This window comes from Bradyrhizobium sp. MI1.11, assembly GCF_055811255.1.
On record NZ_JBVVPM010000002.1, the window covers coordinates 97,437 to 114,538 of the forward strand.

Consider the following 17,102-nt stretch of genomic DNA (forward strand, 5'->3'; position numbering starts at 1 on the left):
TCCCGAGGGAAACTCCCGTGGCAGGACTCCCGTGGAAGGACATGGGAACAGGTCGTCCGCGCGCCAAGGGTGCCGACATTAACAAGCCGAAATATTCCGGCGATTCGGGGGCGGCGGTAGCCGGGAGAGCGGGAGCTGGCGCCACACCCCTCAGTGTCGTCCTGGCGAAAGCCAGGACCCATTACCCCAGGGAGAAGTTTGGCGAAGGCTGGAGGTTGGTACGTTCGCCGGTGTCGATACCGCGTGCTCTTGATAGATCACGCGGTATGGGTCTTGGCTTTCGCCAGGACGACGATAAGAGACAGGGGCGCCCGGCCTTCGCCGGGACGACATTGGGGCTTACCCCTGTGCCCGCAGCTTCTCCGCCGCCTTCGGTGCGAAATAACTCAGCACGCCGTCGGCGCCGGCGCGCTTGAAGGCGAGCAGGCTCTCCATCATGGCGCGGTCGCCGTCGAGCCAGCCGTTGTTGGCGGCGGCCGCGATCATCGCGTATTCGCCGGACACTTGGTAGGCGAAGGTCGGCATCGCGAACGTGTCCTTCACGCGGCGGACGACGTCGAGATAGGGCATGCCGGGCTTGACCATCACCATGTCGGCGCCCTCGGCGATGTCGAGCTCGACCTCGCGCAACGCCTCGTCGGTGTTGGCGCTGTCCATCTGGTAGGTGCGCTTGTCGCCGGTGAGCGTCTTGGCCGAGCCGATGGCATCGCGGAACGGGCCGTAGAAGGCGGAGGCGTACTTTGCGGCATAGGCCATGATCTGCACGTCAAGCAGACCGGTGCGATCCAGGCCCTCGCGGATCGCGGCGACGCGGCCGTCCATCATGTCGGAGGGCGCGATGATGTCGCAGCCGGCTTCGGCCTGCACCAGGGCCTGACGCACCAGCACGGCGACCGTCTCGTCGTTCAGGATCTTGCCGTCGGAGATCAGGCCGTCATGGCCGTGGCTGGTGAAGGGATCGAGCGCGACGTCGCAGAGAATGCCGATCTCCGGAAACTCCTTCTTGATCGCGCGGACCGCCTGGCAGACCAGATTGTTCGGGTTGGTGGCTTCCGAGCCCTCCTCGTCGCGCAGAGACGGCTCGGTATAGGGAAACAGCGCGAGGCAGGGGATGGTGAGCTTCATCGCGCGCTCGGCGTCGCGCACGGCCTGGTCGACGCTGAGACGCTCGACGCCCGGCATCGAGGCGATCTGCTCGCGCTTGTTGTTGCCGTCGATCAGGAACAGCGGCCAGATCAGATCGTCGGTCGTGAGCACGTTCTCGCGCACCATGCGCCGGGCCCATTCGGCCTTGCGGTTGCGGCGCGGGCGGACGGTCAGATCGAGGGCAGGGGAGGCCCCAGTGCCATCCCGGCGCGAGACCTCGCGCAATTCGATCGGACGTCCGTATTTGATCGCCATCACTCTTCCTCCGGCTGGAATTATTCTTATACCAGCTCGCATGGTTCCCGTCACCGCGGCTTGACGTGCCGCAAAAGATGGCAGCCGATTGATTTTGCGGGGCAAAGCAGCCAGAAGGGGGCATGTCCGAGATCTCCACCCGCGATGCGGCCCGCGACAGTGCCAGGGACGCCGTTCGAGACAATGCCAGAGACAGCGCAATGTCGGTGGCGGCGATCTCGTCGGAGCGGGCTGAATCCGACGATAATGTCTGGACGCGCCGGCTCGTGCTGTTCCTGCGGGTGATGGCGCTGCTCTCGATCCTCAAGGGCCTCTATCATTGGGCGCAGGTGACGGGCTTCGTCGGCGGCGAGGACGAGGCCTTCGAGAACCAGTCGATGGCGTGGCAGGCCTCGACCATCTACTTCGCTGTGATCGAACTCGTTGCAGCGGTTGGCCTCTGGCTCGCCACACCCTGGGGCGCGGTGGTGTGGCTCACGACCGTGGTGTCGATGGCGGTGATCGAGCTGATGTTCCCGGGCATCTACGGCGGCAGCCTGGTCGTGGTCGGGGTCGAAGCCTTCATGCTGGCTGCCTATCTCGCACTGGCCTGGATGGCCGCACGCGAACGGCCGCCATAGCAAACTCTCGTGCCCCGGCTCTGCGCGCCGCTTCGCTGTGCTGGTCCGGGACACGAGAATGTCGCGCTTGGTTGACGGTTGGTTGCGTAAAATTCGACGTAAGTTTTCGCTAACCAGCATGTTCCGCCACAGCTCTTACGCGGCCGTTTCGAAACGGGGCGGGGCTGTTCTGGAATGCGACAATCGGGGCGGACGGAGGGTGAACAGGACCTTGCGAGAGTCAACAGACTATTGCGAAAAGTGCTTGTGGCACAGGCTTAATCCGCAATTCACTGTCTTAAATTCATGATCTCTTTATTCTCTTATTTAAGCCGATCTTCAAACGAGCCCCTTAAGTTGCACCTATCAGACGGGACACAAGTTTCGTCGAATGAGTGTCGATAAAAACGACAACAGGGGAAGTGTCATGATGAAAGCCGTCGCAACTGCGGCAGATACCGCAGAGCGCGTCTCCGGCCAGCAGGGTTCGGTGCAGACGCTCTATCTGGAAGCTTTGACTCTGGTGGAGCGGCTGCATCGCCGGCTGCTCGACGTCATCAAGGACGAGTTCGATCGCCGCGGTCGTGCGGACATCAACTCGGTTCAGGCGCTGCTGCTCTACAACATCGGCGACAAGGAGCTGACCGCGGGCGAACTGCGCACGCGCGGTTATTACCTCGGCTCCAACGTCTCCTACAATCTGAAGAAGCTCGTCGAGCTCGGCTTCCTTGACCATCAGCGCTCGCGCGTTGATCGCCGCTCGGTGCGCATCCGCCTGACGCCGCAGGGCCAGGAAGTCCGCCGCATCGTCGACTCGCTCTACCAGAAGCACGTCAAGACGGTCGAGCAGGTCGGCGGCATCTCGGGCGAGGAGTTCTCGACCCTGAACAAGTCGCTGCACCGCCTCGAGCGGTTCTGGACCGACCAGATCCTGTATCGTCTCTGAGCTCTTTCGACGGGATTTGGCCAAGCCGGCCCACAACAAGACCGGCAAGCCTCCCGAACGTGCCTGAGCTTCCCCAAGCGCGCCGGCCCGGCCGTGTCCGGACCGGTGCGTTTTTATTTCGCGGTTGCGAAAAAATTCCCCGACACCAGGGAACGAGTTCCCGGTTCGATGCTTATCTCCTCCGGATCGGAGGCTGACGATGCTGGTCGAGCGTGGCGTTGGGGTGATGAACGTGGAACTCGTGAGCGAGGCCTACGCGATCGCCGCGAACTATCTTCGCCGCTCCGGCGCGATCCGGGACACCCTCGTCACCGACCAACGCCTGCTCGAGATCGTCATCAAGCTGCTCCAGCTCGGCGAATTCAACAAGATCAGGTTGGCCAACAAGGCCATCGTGAGGTTCGAGGCGCAGTCCGAGGCCAAAGCGGTTGCCTGATCTCAACTCCCAAACGCGGCAAGAACCAGAGGGTGCCATGGAAGCTGCCATCGACCGGATCATGCATACCTATGACCTGCTCGCCAACCGCACGTCTGCGGCGAGCGCGGAGGCGCGGGAAAAGGTGACGAACTACCTCAACACGTTGATGGAAGCCGGCGAGAAGGACACCCACAGGTTGACGGTTTGCGGCCTGACCTATCTGCGGCAGCTCGACGGCAGCGTGGACCCCGTGAAGGCGGGGTATACCGGGCTTTAGAGGCCGGCCGGACGGTCAAGCCGGTCGCACCGCGCGGCGTTTCGAGCCCAAAGCGGGCCTTCCCGGACCTTTCGGGAGCATTGGACGACCGGATGCCGGCCGGTCGTCCAAATTTCCAATCCCACCATATCTTGCATAAATCACAGGCCCGACCCGCAAACCCTTGGCCTGTTGCGGGCAATGTGGTAGATCGCGCACGCCGCTTCCGATCGCCACACCAGACCCGCCCGTAGCCCGCCAAAAGGCTGCGGCGGTGGAGATATTCGCAAGATGACCTTCGCCAAAACCGCCTCCGCGCCCGATTCGTTTTTCACCGCCTCGCTCGAGCAGGCTGACCCGGAAATCGCAGCCGCCATCAAGGGCGAGCTCGGCCGCCAGCGTCACGAGGTCGAGCTGATCGCCTCCGAGAACATCGTCAGCCGTGCCGTGCTGGAAGCGCAGGGTTCGGTGATGACCAACAAATATGCGGAAGGCTATCCGGGCGCGCGTTACTACGGCGGTTGTGAGTGGGTCGACGTCGCCGAGAACCTTGCGATCGATCGCGCCAAGAAGCTGTTCGGCGCCAACTTTGCCAACGTGCAGCCGAACTCCGGCAGCCAGATGAACCAGGCGGTGTTTCTGGCGCTGCTCCAGCCCGGCGACACCTTCATGGGCCTCGATCTTGCGGCCGGCGGCCATCTCACCCACGGCTCCCCCGTCAACATGAGTGGCAAGTGGTTCAAGGCCGCGCACTACACCGTGCGCCGCGAGGACCAGATCATCGACATGGACGCGGTCGCCAAGCAGGCGGAGGAGGTCAAGCCGAAGCTGATCGTGGCCGGCGGCTCGGCTTATTCGCGCGCCTGGGACTTCAAGCGCTTCCGCGAGATCGCGGACAGCGTCGGCGCGTACCTGCTGGTCGACATGGCGCACTTCGCTGGTCTCGTCGCCGGCGGCGTGCATGCCTCGCCGGTGCCTCACGCGCACATCACCACCACCACGACCCACAAATCGCTGCGCGGTCCGCGCGGCGGCCTGATGCTGTGGAATGACGAGGCGCTGACCAAGAAATTCAACTCGGCGATCTTCCCGGGCCTGCAGGGCGGCCCCCTGATGCATGTGATCGCGGCGAAGGCAGTCGCCTTTGCCGAGGCGCTGCGGCCGGACTTCAAGGTCTATGCCAAGAACGTCGTCGAGAACGCCAAGGCGCTGGCCGAAGCGATGAAGAGCCACGGGTTCGACATTGTCTCAGGCGGCACCGATAACCATCTGATGCTCGTCGACCTCAGGCCGAAGGGCCTGAAGGGCAACGCCTCGGAGAAGGCGCTGGTTCGCGCCGCCATCACCTGCAACAAGAACGGCATTCCTTTCGACCCCGAGTCGCCGTTTGTCACCTCCGGTATTCGTCTGGGGACGCCAGCGGCGACCACCCGCGGTTTCGGCGTCGCTGAATTCCAGCAGGTCGCCAGCATGATCGCTGAAGTCCTCAACGCGATCGCGCAATCTTCCGACGGCAAGGCGCCGCTGGTGGAAGCCGCGATCAAGGAACGGGTCAAGGCGCTCACCGACCGTTTCCCGATCTATCAGTAAGGCTCAAGAAAACCGGTCAAGGTCAACGGATGCGCTGCCCGAACTGCAACAGTCTCGATACGCAGGTGAAGGACTCGCGTCCGACCGAGGACTCTTCCGTGATCCGCAGGCGGCGCGTGTGCGTCGCCTGCAATTTCCGCTTCACCACCTTCGAGCGCGTGCAGCTGCGCGAGCTCACGGTGATCAAGCGCAACGGCCGCCGCGTTCCGTTCGACCGCGACAAGCTGATGCGCTCGGTGTCGATCAGCTTGCGCAAGCGGCAGGTCGAGCCGGAAAGGGTGGAGAAGATGGTCTCCACCATCGTGCGCGAGCTCGAGACCGGGGGCGAAGCCGAAATCTCCTCCGAAGTGATCGGCGAGACCGTGATGGAGCATCTGCGCACGCTCGACGACGTCGCCTATGTCCGCTTCGCCTCGGTCTACCGCAATTTCCGCGAAGCCAAGGATTTCGCCGACGTGCTCGGTGAGCTCTCCGGTGAGGAGGAAGCGCGGCTCGCCGCGATCCGCAAATGATCTTCCGCATCCTGGAGGATCAATTCGCGCAGAAGGCGCGCGAGTCCAGGGATGCCGACCGGCGCTTCATGGAGCTTGCGCTGGCGCTCGGCAGGCGCGGGCAGGGACGTACCTGGCCCAATCCCGCCGTCGGCGCCGTCATCGTCAAGGACGGCGTGATTGTCGGCCGCGGCTGGACCCAACCAGGGGGACGACCGCATGGCGAGCCTGAAGCGCTGCGGCGCGGGGGCGAGGGCGCGCGCGGCGCCACGCTCTACGTCACGCTGGAGCCGTGCTCGCATTTCGGCAAGTCGCCACCGTGCGCCGACGCAGTGATCGCCGCCGGCATCAAGCGGGTGGTGGCCGCGATCGAGGATCCCAATCCGGAGGTCGCCGGTCAGGGCCATGCTCGGTTACGCGCGGCCGGCATCACGGTGGATGTGGGTCTGTGCGCGCGCGAAGCCGCCCTCGATCATGCCGGGCATTTCCGTCGCGTCAGGGATCACCGCCCGCATGTGATCCTGAAGCTCGCGGTCTCGCCCGACGGCAAGATCGGCGCGGCCGGCGGCAAGCCGGTCGCGATCACCGGCGAGGCGGCGCGCAACCGGGTGCATCTCCTGCGCGCCTCGAGCGACGCCATCCTGGTCGGCATCGGCACGGTGCTGGCGGACGATCCGCTACTCGACTGCCGCCTGCCGGGCATGGCAGCGCGCTCACCGGTGCGCGTGGTGCTCGATCAGAGCCTGCGCATTCCCGGCGCAAGCAAGCTCGTGGGCTCCGCGCGCGAGATTCCGCTGTGGGTGGTGGGTTCTGAACTGGCGGAGGCCGCGGCCGCCACGCGGCTCGGTGCTGCCGGCGCCCAGGTGATCCGCGTGCCGCCCGGCAACGCCTCGGGACTCGATCTTGCGGCGGTGCTGCATGCATTGGCCGGGATGGGCATCACGCGGCTGATGGTCGAGGGCGGCAGCCGCGTCGCGGCGTCCTTTATCGCCGCCGACCTCGTTGACGAGATCTGGCTGTTCCGCGGTGCGGAGGCGGTGGGCGTCGACGGGGTGGATGCGCTCGCTGCATTGCCCCTGTCGAAAATCACGCAGTCGCAAGCCTACAAGGTTCATGCTAGCGAGACCTTCGACAAGGATACTCTCACCATCTACGAGCGCGCGTAATGTTCACCGGCATTGTCACCGATATCGGCGAGATCGTCGGCTTTACGCCGACGGCGCAGGGCCAGTTGCACCGGCTGCGCATCGCCTGTCGCTACGACCAGACCACCATTGCGGACGGCGCCTCGATCGCCTGCAACGGCGTCTGCCTGACGGTGGTTGCGTCCGGCGTCGAAGGCGGCAAAGACTCTGCTCAAAGAACCTGGTTCGACGTCGATGCCGCGGCCGAGACGCTGGCGCTGACGACCGCCAAGCACTGGAGGGTCGGCACCAGGCTTAATCTCGAGCGTGCGCTCAAGATCGGCGACGAGCTTGGCGGGCATATTGTCGCCGGCCACGCCGATGGCATCGCGACCCTCGTGAGCCGCGAGGACCTGCCCGACATGGCGCGGTTCGAGCTCTCCACGACGCGGGAGCTGGCGCGGTTCATCGCGACCAAGGGCTCGATCACGCTCGACGGCGTCTCGCTGACGGTAAATACGGTGAAGGACGTGAGCTTTTCGGTGCTGATCATCCCGCACACCCTGACGGTCACGACGATCGGCGGCTGGAAGGCGGGGAATGCGGTCAATATCGAGGTCGATCTGATGGCCCGCTATGCGGCGCGGCTGACGGAAATGACTGCGTAGCCGTCATTCCGGGATGGTCCGCAGGACCAGACCCGGAATCTCGAGATTCCGGGTTCGATGCTTCGCATCGCGCCGGAATGACAGTTTAAAACTTGGCTTGCCGGCTTGCGGCGACTACAAAACGGCCGACCCAAAATAGACGGATTGAGCAATGGCAGACGCGCGGCGCGCACCCCTGAAGGACCAGACCGACATCTCCGGCGCGCGCGCGCTGATTGTCGAGGCGCGGTTCTACGACGATCTCCAGGACGCGATGCTGGAAGGCGCGGTGGCCGAGCTGAAGGCGGCCGGTCTGACCCACGACGTCATCACGGTTCCCGGCGCACTGGAGATTCCTGCGGCGATCGCCATCGCGATCGATTCCGCGGCCGCCAATGGCAAGCCGTATGACGCCGCGATCGCGCTCGGCTGCGTGATCCGTGGCGACACCATCCATTTCGAGATCGTCTCGCAGGAATCCTCGCGCGCGCTGATGGACCTGGCGGTGGCGCGCAAGCTGCCGCTCGGCAACGGCATCCTCACCGTCAACACCGAGGCGCAGGCCTGGGCGCGGGCGCGCGCCAGCGAGCTGAACAAGGGCGGCGACGCCGCGCGGGCCGCGATTGCGATGCTGCGCATAAAGCGCCGGCTGGCGCGGGCTTGATCATGGCCGATAACAACAAGAAGCCGCCGGTTGGCACGGAGAAGAAGGCGAATCGGCGCGGTGCGGCGCGGCTCGCAGCCGTCCAGGCGCTGTACCAGATGGATATCGGCGGTGCCGGCATCAACGACATTTTTGCGGAGTTCGAGAGCCACTGGCTCGGCAACGAGGTCGAGGGCGACACATATCTCCCTGCGGAAGCGGCGTTCTTCCGCGACGTCGTCTCCGGCGTCGTGCGCGACCAGAAGAAGCTCGATCCGCTGATCGACGAGGCGCTGTCGAAGGGCTGGCCGTTGAAGCGCATCGAAGCGATCCTGCGCGCGGTGCTGCGGGCAGGGGCCTACGAATTGGAACACCGCAAGGACGTGCCGGGCCGCGTCGTCGTCTCCGAATATGTCGACGTCGCCAATGCCTTCGTCGACCGCGAGGAGACCGGCATGGTCAACGCGGTGCTCGACCAGATCGGCCGCCAGTTTCGCGGTGACGAGTTCGGGCGGGGGTAGATTGAGGCGCAGGGCGGTGATTTGATGCGATGTGGCTGCCCCATATTCCGCTGTCATCACCCGCGAAGGCGGGTGCTCCAGTACGCCGCGGCGGTGGTGCTTGAGCAGAGGCGGCTCGGCGTACTGGATCGCCCGGTCAAGCCGGGCGATGACAGCGATGTATGTGGCGGACGCTAATGACCAGCCCGCACAATCCCTCCGCCGAAGACTCCCTCATCGCGCGCTATTTCAAGCCGCTGGCGACTGATCCCGGCGCGTTGGGGCTGGTGGACGATGCCGCCATCCTGCAGGCGCTCGGCAGCGATATCGTCGTCACCACCGACGCGGTGGTGGAGGGCGTGCATTATCTTGCCACCGATCCGCCCGATACCATCGCGCGCAAGGCGCTGCGGGTGAACCTGTCCGATCTCGCTGCCAAGGGGGCCGCGCCGGCCGGCTTCGTGCTGACACTGGCGCTGCGCAGCAAGGAAGACGCCTGGCTCAGGCCGTTCGTGGACGCGCTCGGCGAGGATGCGAAAGCCTTCGCCTGTCCGCTGCTCGGCGGCGACACGGTGTCGACGCCGGGGCCGCAGATGATCTCGATCACCGCCTTTGGCCGCGTGCCGCAGGGGCGGATGGTCGGCCGCACCGGCGCCCAACCGGGCGACCGTATTCTGGTGACGGGAACGATCGGCGACGCCGCGCTTGGCCTCGATGTGCTCAAGGGCGGCGCGGTGGCGAATGCGCTGGCCTCCGATTCGCACGCGCGCGAGACTCTGATCTCGCGCTATCGCGTGCCGCAGCCCCGCAATGCTCTCGCGCAAGGCGTGCGTGAGCATGCGACGGCTGCGATGGATGTCTCCGACGGGCTGGCCGGAGATCTGACCAAGCTCTGTGCGGCGTCAGGCGTCTCGGCCACGATCGACGTGACCAGCGTGCCGCTCTCGGCAGCAGCCGCCGCCCTGATCGCGGGCAAGGTCGTTGGCGTCGAGACGCTGCTGGCCGGGGGTGACGATTACGAGGTGCTGTGCACCGTTCCGCCGGCGCAAGGTGACGCACTGATTGCCTTGGGGCGGGCGGCAGGCCTTGCCGTCACGGCGATCGGCACGATCGTCGCGGGCCATGAGCGGCCGCGCTTCCTGGACGGGCAGGGCCAGGAGCTGGTCTTGAAGCGACTGTCCTACAGCCACTTCTAGGAAATGCTCCAAACCGGCGTCCGGGCTGCCAAGACCGGCTAAATACCTGCCGAGATCGGCTTTTCGGACTTATCTGGCGTTGCACCCTCAATTTGATTTTGGCAAGGTCGTGACCGACTAAGGCCGCGCCTTCGGGCAAGGGGCGGCCTTTTTCAAATCAAGGCGCCGCACCGCACGACGGAAAACAAAAGGCGCTGGGGGTACGTTCATCAAGGATCTGAGGCAAAAAATCACATGACAGCATTATGGTTGATTGTGCTCTGCGGAGTGCTTTCCGTCGTCTACGCGATCTGGGCGACGTCTTCGGTGTTGAGCGCGGATGCGGGGTCTCCGCGCATGCAGGAAATCGCGGCAGCGGTGCGCGAAGGCGCACAGGCCTACCTGCGGCGTCAATACACCACGATCGGAATGGTCGGCATCGTCATCTTCGTGCTGCTTGCCTATTTCCTGGGGCTCTATGTCGCGATCGGTTTTGCCATCGGCGCGATCCTGTCGGGGGCGGCCGGGTTCATCGGCATGAACGTCTCGGTCCGCGCCAATGTGCGCACCGCCCAGGCGGCGACGACGTCGCTCGCGGGTGGTCTCGAGCTTGCCTTCAAGGCGGGCGCCATCACCGGCATGCTGGTGGCGGGTCTCGCGCTGCTCGGCGTGACCCTCTATTTCGGCTTCCTGGTCCATTCGCTGAAGCTTGCGCCTGACAGCCGCGTCGTCATCGACGCCATGGTGGCGCTCGGCTTCGGCGCCTCGCTGATCTCGATCTTCGCCCGTCTCGGCGGCGGCATCTTCACCAAGGGTGCGGACGTCGGCGGCGACCTCGTCGGAAAGGTCGAGGCCGGCATTCCCGAGGACGATCCGCGCAACCCGGCCACCATCGCCGACAACGTCGGCGACAATGTCGGCGACTGCGCCGGCATGGCCGCCGACCTGTTCGAAACCTATGCGGTGACCGCGGTCGCCACCATGGTCCTGGCGGCGATCTTCTTCGCCAAGACGCCGATCCTCGCCGACATGATGACGCTGCCGCTCGCCATCGGCGGCATCTGCATCATCACCTCGATCATCGGCACCTTCTTCGTGAAGCTCGGGCCGAGCCAGTCGATCATGGGCGCGCTTTACAAGGGCCTGATCGCAACCGGCGTCCTGTCGCTGGTCGGCATTGCCGGCGTGATCTATTACCTGATCGGCTTCGGCAAGCTCGCCGGCGTCGACTATACCGGCATGGCGCTGTTCGAGTGCGGCGTGGTCGGCCTCGCCGTCACCGCGCTGATCATCTGGATCACCGAATACTACACCGGCACCGACTATCGTCCGGTGAAGTCGATCGCCCAGGCCTCCGTGACCGGCCACGGCACCAACGTGATCCAGGGCCTCGCCATCTCGATGGAATCGACCGCGCTACCCGCGCTCGTGATCATCGCCGGCATCCTGGTCACCCACAGCCTCGCCGGCCTGTTCGGCATCGCGATCGCGACCGCCACGATGCTGGCGCTCGCCGGCATGGTCGTCGCGCTCGACGCGTTCGGTCCGGTCACCGACAACGCCGGCGGCATTGCCGAGATGGCAGGCCTGCCGAAGGAGGTTCGCAAATCGACCGACGCGCTCGACGCGGTCGGCAACACCACCAAGGCGGTGACCAAGGGCTACGCGATCGGCTCCGCCGGTCTCGGCGCCCTGGTGCTGTTCGCGGCCTACAACGAGGATCTCAAGTTCTTCATTGCGGACTCCGCGCACCACGCCTACTTCGCCGGCGTCAAACCGGACTTCTCGCTCAACAACCCCTACGTCGTGGTGGGCCTGTTGTTCGGCGGGCTCTTGCCGTATCTGTTCGGCGCGATGGGCATGACCGCCGTGGGCCGCGCGGCGAGCGCGATCGTCGAGGAGGTCCGCCGACAATTCCGCGAGAAGCCGGGCATTATGCAAGGCACCGACAAGCCGGATTACGGCAAGGCGGTCGACCTTTTGACCAAGGCGGCGATCAAGGAAATGATCATCCCCTCGCTGCTTCCGGTGCTGTCACCGATCTTCGTCTACTTCGTGATCTATGCGATCGCGGGGGGCGGGGCGGCCGGCAAGTCGGCGGCGTTCTCGGCCGTGGGCGCGATGCTGCTCGGCGTGATCGTGACGGGCCTGTTCGTCGCGATCTCCATGACCTCGGGCGGCGGCGCCTGGGACAACGCCAAGAAGTACATCGAGGACGGTCATTTCGGCGGCAAGGGCAGTGACGCCCACAAGGCGGCCGTGACCGGCGACACCGTCGGCGATCCCTACAAGGACACGGCCGGCCCGGCGGTGAACCCGATGATCAAGATCACGAACATCGTTGCCTTGCTGCTGCTGGCGATCCTGGCGCACTGAGGTACACATTGCTGAACAAAGACCCCGCGGCGCAGGCCTGCGGGGTCTTTCTTTGCGTGCGTGCCGGGGCCGCCGCATCATCTGAAGGGCCAACGAGACGTGGAACTGCAACAATCCGGTCATCAGAGCCATCCATCGATGCCGAGAGCGTAAGCCGCCCGAAAATGTGCATCCTACGCGTGCGCCACATTTAAGGTTGCTTAACCGGCCGAGCTCTAGAAATACGCGAGATTGTCGGCGGCATTTTAGCGAGTTCCGCAGCACGCGTGGAGATGCTCCGCGCGAGGCGCGCTCTCGGTATGTTCAGGGGTTCGCTGCTTGCCGCCCGCACGAGGGAGGTTTCCATTGCCTGCACGGCCTGTGAACGAGATTGAACGGGCATTGATGGCGCATCCGGGCGTGGCGGATGCTTTCTTCAGCGCCGAGCCTGGCCACGGCGGCCAGTCCGAGGTCGCTTTCATCGCAATTGACCCCGATCATCTGAGCGCCGGCAAGGCGAAGCGTCTTCAGGCCGAGACAGATCGCAGAGTTGCGCAATGGCGTCGCGCTTTCGATCAAGCGTATCGCCATGATGCCGATGGTGTTGTGCCGTCATTCGTCGGTTGGACCAGCAACTTCACCAACAGGCCCATTCCCGAACCCGACATGGTCGATTGGCTGGATCATACGGTCCTGCAAATTCGTGCTCTTGGTGCAAGGCGGGTATTGGAGATCGGATGCGGCGTCGGCTTGCTCGTCGAAAAGCTCGCGCCCGGCTGTGACGTATATTGCGGCACCGACCTCTCGCCGGTAGCGGTTCAGCGGCTGCGTGCGTTCGCACAGTCGAAGCCCGAGCTTCGGCATGTCGAATTTCTCGAGCGGGAAGCCACCGATTTGAGCGGCTTGTCGCTGAATTCGTTCGATGCAGTGGTGCTCAACTCGGTCGTGCAATACTTTCCCGGCATCGAATACCTGCACGCAGTCTTGGAGCAAGCCGCGGGCCTGGTGGCTCCTGGGGGGCACATCTTCGTCGGCGACGTTCGTAACCTCGAGCTCCTGCCGGTGTTCCATCGCGAAGTTCAATCCGCGAAAGTTTCGAGTGCCACCGATGCCGCACTCGCGCGAAAGATCTTCCTGTCGATCGCCCAGGAGCGCGAGTTGGTGATCCATCCCCACTATTTTCAGGGCATTTCCCGATCCATCCCGCGGATATCGGGTACGGAAATCCTGCTCAAGCGCGGATCAAGCTACGAGCTGACCCGCTATCGCTATGACGTGGTGCTGCGTGTCGATCGCGAAGCTGCTTCAGCTGGCAGCGAGAACAGCAGCCTCGTGCCCGATATGAACCAGGGAGCAAGTGAGGGCAGGCCGCTGGCGACCGATCCGATGGCCGCCGCGTTCCTTCAGCATCTCGGCATGGAGTTCGGGGGCGTGTTGCAGGCCCAGTTTCCGGAGGCGAAATTGCCCGCGGCCGTGATCGCGCTCAACCAGCGAGATTTTGCCGAGATCGTGCAGGCCTCGTCGAACGCGCCGGGCGATCCCGGCGACAATGAAATGATCGAGGCGTCGGTATGACCGCCCATAATCTGGCGCTGCATTTCGAAGAGGTCGTTGCGTCCTCGCCGGACGCCGTCGCCCTGTACTGCGAAGGCGATAGCTTTGCCTTTTCGGAGCTCAACCAGTTGGCAAACCGGTCGGCGCGCTGGTTGACATCGCGGGGCGTCAACAAGGGCGCCGTGGTGTGCCTTGAATTGCCGAAAATCGCCGAGGCCTATGCGCTCGCGATCGCCTGCATCAAGATCGGAGCACCCTATGCGTTCCTCGATCCCGCGGCCCCGGAGGAACGTGCCCGGCTGATGCTGGAGCGATGCCGGCCCGCGCTGATCGTCAGCGTGCGCGAGGGTGCTGGACCGCGGACATTGATCGGCGATGCAAGTGCCCGGGCCGCCTTGCATCATGCCCTGTCGCAGCTTGAAGACGACAATCTGTCGCTGACGTCCTTGATCACCGGGGCCGATCCGGCCTATGTCATGTTCACCTCGGGATCGACGGGCGAACCGAAGGGCGCGGTCATCCCCCATCAAGGGGTGCTTCACCTGGTCGCCTGGGCGAAGAACGATCTTGGAATTGGACCCGGTGACCGGCTGACGAATGTCAACCCGATCTATTTCGACAATTCGGTCTTCGACATCTATGCCGGCTTGCTGAACGGAGCGGCGGTTGTCGCGCTGGACGCGCTGAAGGGGCGGCCCCCCGCAGAGCTGGTGTCGGAGATCACCAAGCATCAGTGCACGTTCTTCTTCGCCGTGCCGACCCTCTTCATGTTCCTGGACTCCATGCACCTTCTGAGCCCGGATTGGCTGCCGAGCATCAGCCGGTTCATGTTCGGCGGTGAGGGGTTTCCGCTGGCCCGGCTTCGTCGGTTCCACGACGCGTTTGCCGGCAAGGCGAAGCTGATCAATTGCTACGGGCCGACCGAGACGAGCTGTATTTGCAGTGGTTTCGAGATCGTCGAATCCGTTTTCGAGACCACGGACGGGCTGGCTCCTCTGGGACGGCTCAATCCCAATTTCAGCTACCGGATTCTGGACGAAGAGATGAAGCCGGTGCCCGGGGGCACCGCCGGCGAGTTGTGGCTGGGAGGCCCTGGGGTAGGGCTCGGCTACATCAACAACCCGCAAGAGACGGCCCGCCGTTTCTGTCAGGACCCTCTAATCGACGGCTATCGGTCGATCCTCTATCGGAGCGGCGACCTCGTGGAGGCCGACGTTGAAACCGGCGTCCTGCGCTTCCGCGGTCGCGCGGATAATCAGGTCAAGCTTCGGGGGTATCGGGTCGAGCTGGAGGAGATCGACCACGCGCTGATGGCGTGCAGGGGAATAACCCGTGCGCTTGCCGTGGTGCAGCGCGACGCCAGTGGTGCCAGTCGGCTGCTGGCCGCGTATTCGGGTGCAAGAATGGCGGAAAGCGATCTGCGCCAGCACTGCGCGGCGCACCTTCCCGCCTACATGGTGCCGGGCCGATTCATCTGGATGGAAGACATTCCCATCAACGCCAATGGCAAGGCGGACCGGCGCTCCGTGGTGTCACTGCTTGGCGAAGCTGTTGCAAGGGCCTCTTAGATGCAACAGCTCGTCGTGATCGCGCGCGTTGTCCGATGAGTGTTGAAAGCCAGTCCTACGGCTACGCGCCGTCGGGTCCTCATGGGAAGCCGTCGTGGCGGTTGATCCCGAAGATCGATCGGAACCCGAGGCTCGTGGCGGGGGTCCAGGACATCGGTGGCCGCGTGCTGCTCTGCTGCGCGGTCGGACTGCTCGTGGTTTTGTTTCGGCAGATAGGTATCGATTTTTCAGCGGCGGGATTCGCGCTGGTGTGCGCCTATGCCGGCCGGTACCGGCGCGTCCTGATCCTGCTCGCAACCTTGCTGCTGCTCTATCGCAGCGGCTTCCTGATCGACCGAGGTTTTCTCGAACGGCTGGCGATCGACGAAGGCGTTGGCGACCGGATCCATCAGCCGCTGCTGGAAGCGGTCATGGTGGCCGTCGTGTTTGCGCTGTTCGCGGGGTTGCTGATCATGCAGGGCGCAGGGACGGTGGTCTTCCGCCGCCCGACGCTCAGCCTGTTGCTGGCGTTCCTGGCACTCGTCGCGCTGACACAGGCCACGATGATGGCCGGCCTGCCGCGCGTTCTGCTGTGGTCATTTCTGATGACGTTCCAGCCCTATTTGTGGTTTCTTGCCTATGGTCTGGCCGATGCGGGCAGGAAGCGATCTCCGGTGTGGCGGCATCTGAGCGTTTTCCACCCCTTCTGGGGATCGTCGCTGACGCCGTTCGGGAAGGGGCTGTCGTATCTCGACCGCTTCGAGGCCAAGACACCCGAAGAGCTTGCGGTGACGCAGCTCAAGGGCTTCAAGCTTGCGGTCTGGATCCTTGTGCTCGCCATCATCAGGATCTGTCTCGTCGAGCTCGTCCACGGGCGTTTGCAGCTTCCAATGTTCGACGACAACCTGCCGCAATATCTCGCGGGCCATCCCTGGTCGCGTTTCGTCGGATGGGCGAGCCTCGTCAGCTTCTTCGTCGAGGACCTGCTGAGCATGACCGTGTTCGGCGGCGTCATCATCGCCACGGCGCGGCTTGCCGGCTTTCGCCTGCTGCGCAACACCTACCGGCCTCTGGAGTCAACGACGCTCGCGGAATTCTGGAACCGCTACTACTTCTACTACAAGGAACTGCTCGTCGATCATTTCTTCTACCCCACCTTTGTTCGCTGCCTCCGCGGCCATCGCCGGCTTCGCATGTTCTTCGCCACCTTTGCCGCGGCCTGTGTCGGCAACCTGCTGTTTCACTTCATTCGCGATATTCATTTCGTCGGCGAAATGGGCCTTTGGCGGGCCGTGGTCGGTCAGCAATCCCACGCGTTCTACACGTTTGTCCTGGCCGTCAGCGTCGGGCTCTCGCAGATGCGCCGCGCCCCACAACAGGCGCCGCGAGGATGGCTGCGTGGCCGCTTGCTGCCTTGCCTGTGGGTGTCGAGCTTCTTTTGTCTCATTCACATCTTCGATGCGCCGCTCGACCGCGAGCATTCGCTCGGGCAACGCGCCGAATTCCTGTTCTATCTCCTGGGAGTCTCGACATGACCACGAAAGCCGGCCCTGAAGTCAGATCGCAGATGCGACGCTACATCGTGCAGCGGCTGCTGATGAAGGGCGACAGCGCGCCGCTAGGTGACGACGATCTGCTGTTCACCAGCGGCCGCCTCGATTCGCTCGACGCGGTCGAGCTGATCATGAGCATTGAGACCGACCACGGGATCAACTTCTCCGACATCGGCTTCGATTTGACGCGCCTGGACTCGATTTCGGCGATTGCTGCTTTGGTGGGACAGCCGTCGGCCGAGCTTGCATAGCAACCGATGTGTCGCCACGCGCTCAACCCGAAAACACGGGCCGGCGATGCAT

Annotated in this window: 17 protein-coding genes; 16 read left to right on the plus strand and 1 reads right to left on the minus strand. The window is 64.2% G+C overall.

Annotation, left to right across the window (positions count from 1 at the left end):
* Window positions 1–339: 339 nt before the first annotated feature.
* Window positions 340–1,401, minus strand: a complete 1,062-nt coding sequence (hemB, locus tag AC0L30_RS02340) for a porphobilinogen synthase (RefSeq protein WP_007603418.1) — start codon at window positions 1,399–1,401, stop codon at window positions 340–342.
* Between the two features lie 122 nt (window positions 1,402–1,523).
* Here hemB and AC0L30_RS02345 point away from each other — a divergent pair, with 122 nt between their 5' ends.
* The 16 genes from AC0L30_RS02345 to AC0L30_RS02420 all read left to right on the plus strand — a co-directional run bounded on the left by AC0L30_RS02345 (window position 1,524) and on the right by AC0L30_RS02420 (window position 17,050).
* A complete protein-coding gene (locus AC0L30_RS02345) occupies window positions 1,524–2,021 on the plus strand; it encodes a DUF6163 family protein (RefSeq protein ID WP_007603419.1) in 498 nt (165 codons plus the stop codon).
* 406 nt (window positions 2,022–2,427) lie between these two features.
* Entirely contained in the window at window positions 2,428–2,946 is a 519-nt protein-coding gene (gene ldtR, locus AC0L30_RS02350) for a transcriptional regulator LdtR (protein WP_007603420.1), read from the plus strand.
* Between the two features lie 199 nt (window positions 2,947–3,145).
* A complete protein-coding gene (locus tag AC0L30_RS02355; RefSeq protein WP_007603422.1) occupies window positions 3,146–3,382 on the plus strand; it encodes a hypothetical protein in 237 nt (78 codons plus the stop codon).
* A gap of 37 nt (window positions 3,383–3,419) precedes the next feature.
* On the plus strand, window positions 3,420–3,641 hold the full coding sequence (locus tag AC0L30_RS02360; RefSeq protein WP_007603423.1) for a hypothetical protein: 222 nt from the start codon (window positions 3,420–3,422) through the stop codon (window positions 3,639–3,641).
* Window positions 3,642–3,911: 270 nt separating this feature from the next.
* Window positions 3,912–5,210, plus strand: a complete 1,299-nt coding sequence (glyA, locus tag AC0L30_RS02365) for a serine hydroxymethyltransferase (RefSeq protein ID WP_007603425.1) — start codon at window positions 3,912–3,914, stop codon at window positions 5,208–5,210.
* A gap of 29 nt (window positions 5,211–5,239) precedes the next feature.
* Window positions 5,240–5,722, plus strand: coding sequence for a transcriptional regulator NrdR (gene nrdR, locus AC0L30_RS02370; RefSeq protein WP_007603426.1), 483 nt, complete (start codon window positions 5,240–5,242; stop codon window positions 5,720–5,722).
* Window positions 5,719–6,867, plus strand: coding sequence for a bifunctional diaminohydroxyphosphoribosylaminopyrimidine deaminase/5-amino-6-(5-phosphoribosylamino)uracil reductase RibD (ribD, locus tag AC0L30_RS02375; protein WP_473403722.1), 1,149 nt, complete (start codon window positions 5,719–5,721; stop codon window positions 6,865–6,867). The genes nrdR and ribD overlap by 4 nt, the downstream gene beginning before the upstream one ends.
* The gene (locus AC0L30_RS02380; RefSeq protein WP_007603428.1) at window positions 6,867–7,493 is read left to right on the plus strand and encodes a riboflavin synthase; all 627 of its coding nucleotides are present in this window, start codon (window positions 6,867–6,869) and stop codon (window positions 7,491–7,493) included. The genes ribD and AC0L30_RS02380 overlap by 1 nt, the downstream gene beginning before the upstream one ends.
* Window positions 7,494–7,644: 151 nt before the next feature.
* A complete protein-coding gene (gene ribH / locus AC0L30_RS02385; protein ID WP_219685266.1) occupies window positions 7,645–8,136 on the plus strand; it encodes a 6,7-dimethyl-8-ribityllumazine synthase in 492 nt (163 codons plus the stop codon).
* A gap of 2 nt (window positions 8,137–8,138) precedes the next feature.
* On the plus strand, window positions 8,139–8,636 hold the full coding sequence (gene nusB, locus AC0L30_RS02390; RefSeq protein WP_007603430.1) for a transcription antitermination factor NusB: 498 nt from the start codon (window positions 8,139–8,141) through the stop codon (window positions 8,634–8,636).
* A 176-nt stretch (window positions 8,637–8,812) separates the two neighbouring features.
* Window positions 8,813–9,811, plus strand: a complete 999-nt coding sequence (gene thiL / locus AC0L30_RS02395) for a thiamine-phosphate kinase (protein ID WP_007603431.1) — start codon at window positions 8,813–8,815, stop codon at window positions 9,809–9,811.
* 234 nt (window positions 9,812–10,045) lie between these two features.
* Window positions 10,046–12,166, plus strand: a complete 2,121-nt coding sequence (locus tag AC0L30_RS02400; RefSeq protein WP_219685265.1) for a sodium-translocating pyrophosphatase — start codon at window positions 10,046–10,048, stop codon at window positions 12,164–12,166.
* A 345-nt stretch (window positions 12,167–12,511) separates the two neighbouring features.
* Window positions 12,512–13,720, plus strand: a complete 1,209-nt coding sequence (locus AC0L30_RS02405; protein ID WP_246649478.1) for a class I SAM-dependent methyltransferase — start codon at window positions 12,512–12,514, stop codon at window positions 13,718–13,720.
* The gene (locus tag AC0L30_RS02410; protein ID WP_007603434.1) at window positions 13,717–15,267 is read left to right on the plus strand and encodes an amino acid adenylation domain-containing protein; all 1,551 of its coding nucleotides are present in this window, start codon (window positions 13,717–13,719) and stop codon (window positions 15,265–15,267) included. Before AC0L30_RS02405 ends, AC0L30_RS02410 begins: the two co-directional genes overlap by 4 nt.
* Before the next feature lie 35 nt (window positions 15,268–15,302).
* Complete coding sequence (locus AC0L30_RS02415) at window positions 15,303–16,781, plus strand: hypothetical protein (protein WP_007603435.1); 1,479 nt, start codon at window positions 15,303–15,305, stop codon at window positions 16,779–16,781.
* Window positions 16,778–17,050, plus strand: a complete 273-nt coding sequence (locus AC0L30_RS02420; RefSeq protein WP_007603436.1) for an acyl carrier protein — start codon at window positions 16,778–16,780, stop codon at window positions 17,048–17,050. The genes AC0L30_RS02415 and AC0L30_RS02420 overlap by 4 nt, the downstream gene beginning before the upstream one ends.
* Window positions 17,051–17,102 lie beyond the last annotated feature (52 nt).

Coding starts and splice junctions, on each gene's coding strand:
- glyA (WP_007603425.1), top strand. CDS start 3,912: ATGACCTTCGCCAAAACCGCCTCCGCGCCCGATTCGTTTTTCACCGCC.
- ribH (WP_219685266.1), top strand. CDS start 7,645: ATGGCAGACGCGCGGCGCGCACCCCTGAAGGACCAGACCGACATCTCC.
- AC0L30_RS02420 (WP_007603436.1), top strand. CDS start 16,778: ATGACCACGAAAGCCGGCCCTGAAGTCAGATCGCAGATGCGACGCTAC.
- ldtR (WP_007603420.1), top strand. CDS start 2,428: ATGATGAAAGCCGTCGCAACTGCGGCAGATACCGCAGAGCGCGTCTCC.
- AC0L30_RS02355 (WP_007603422.1), top strand. CDS start 3,146: ATGCTGGTCGAGCGTGGCGTTGGGGTGATGAACGTGGAACTCGTGAGC.
- AC0L30_RS02360 (WP_007603423.1), top strand. CDS start 3,420: ATGGAAGCTGCCATCGACCGGATCATGCATACCTATGACCTGCTCGCC.
- nrdR (WP_007603426.1), top strand. CDS start 5,240: ATGCGCTGCCCGAACTGCAACAGTCTCGATACGCAGGTGAAGGACTCG.
- AC0L30_RS02400 (WP_219685265.1), top strand. CDS start 10,046: ATGACAGCATTATGGTTGATTGTGCTCTGCGGAGTGCTTTCCGTCGTC.
- AC0L30_RS02415 (WP_007603435.1), top strand. CDS start 15,303: ATGAGTGTTGAAAGCCAGTCCTACGGCTACGCGCCGTCGGGTCCTCAT.
- hemB (WP_007603418.1), bottom strand. CDS start 1,401: ATGGCGATCAAATACGGACGTCCGATCGAATTGCGCGAGGTCTCGCGC.
- nusB (WP_007603430.1), top strand. CDS start 8,139: ATGGCCGATAACAACAAGAAGCCGCCGGTTGGCACGGAGAAGAAGGCG.
- AC0L30_RS02345 (WP_007603419.1), top strand. CDS start 1,524: ATGTCCGAGATCTCCACCCGCGATGCGGCCCGCGACAGTGCCAGGGAC.
- ribD (WP_473403722.1), top strand. CDS start 5,719: ATGATCTTCCGCATCCTGGAGGATCAATTCGCGCAGAAGGCGCGCGAG.
- AC0L30_RS02380 (WP_007603428.1), top strand. CDS start 6,867: ATGTTCACCGGCATTGTCACCGATATCGGCGAGATCGTCGGCTTTACG.
- thiL (WP_007603431.1), top strand. CDS start 8,813: ATGACCAGCCCGCACAATCCCTCCGCCGAAGACTCCCTCATCGCGCGC.
- AC0L30_RS02410 (WP_007603434.1), top strand. CDS start 13,717: ATGACCGCCCATAATCTGGCGCTGCATTTCGAAGAGGTCGTTGCGTCC.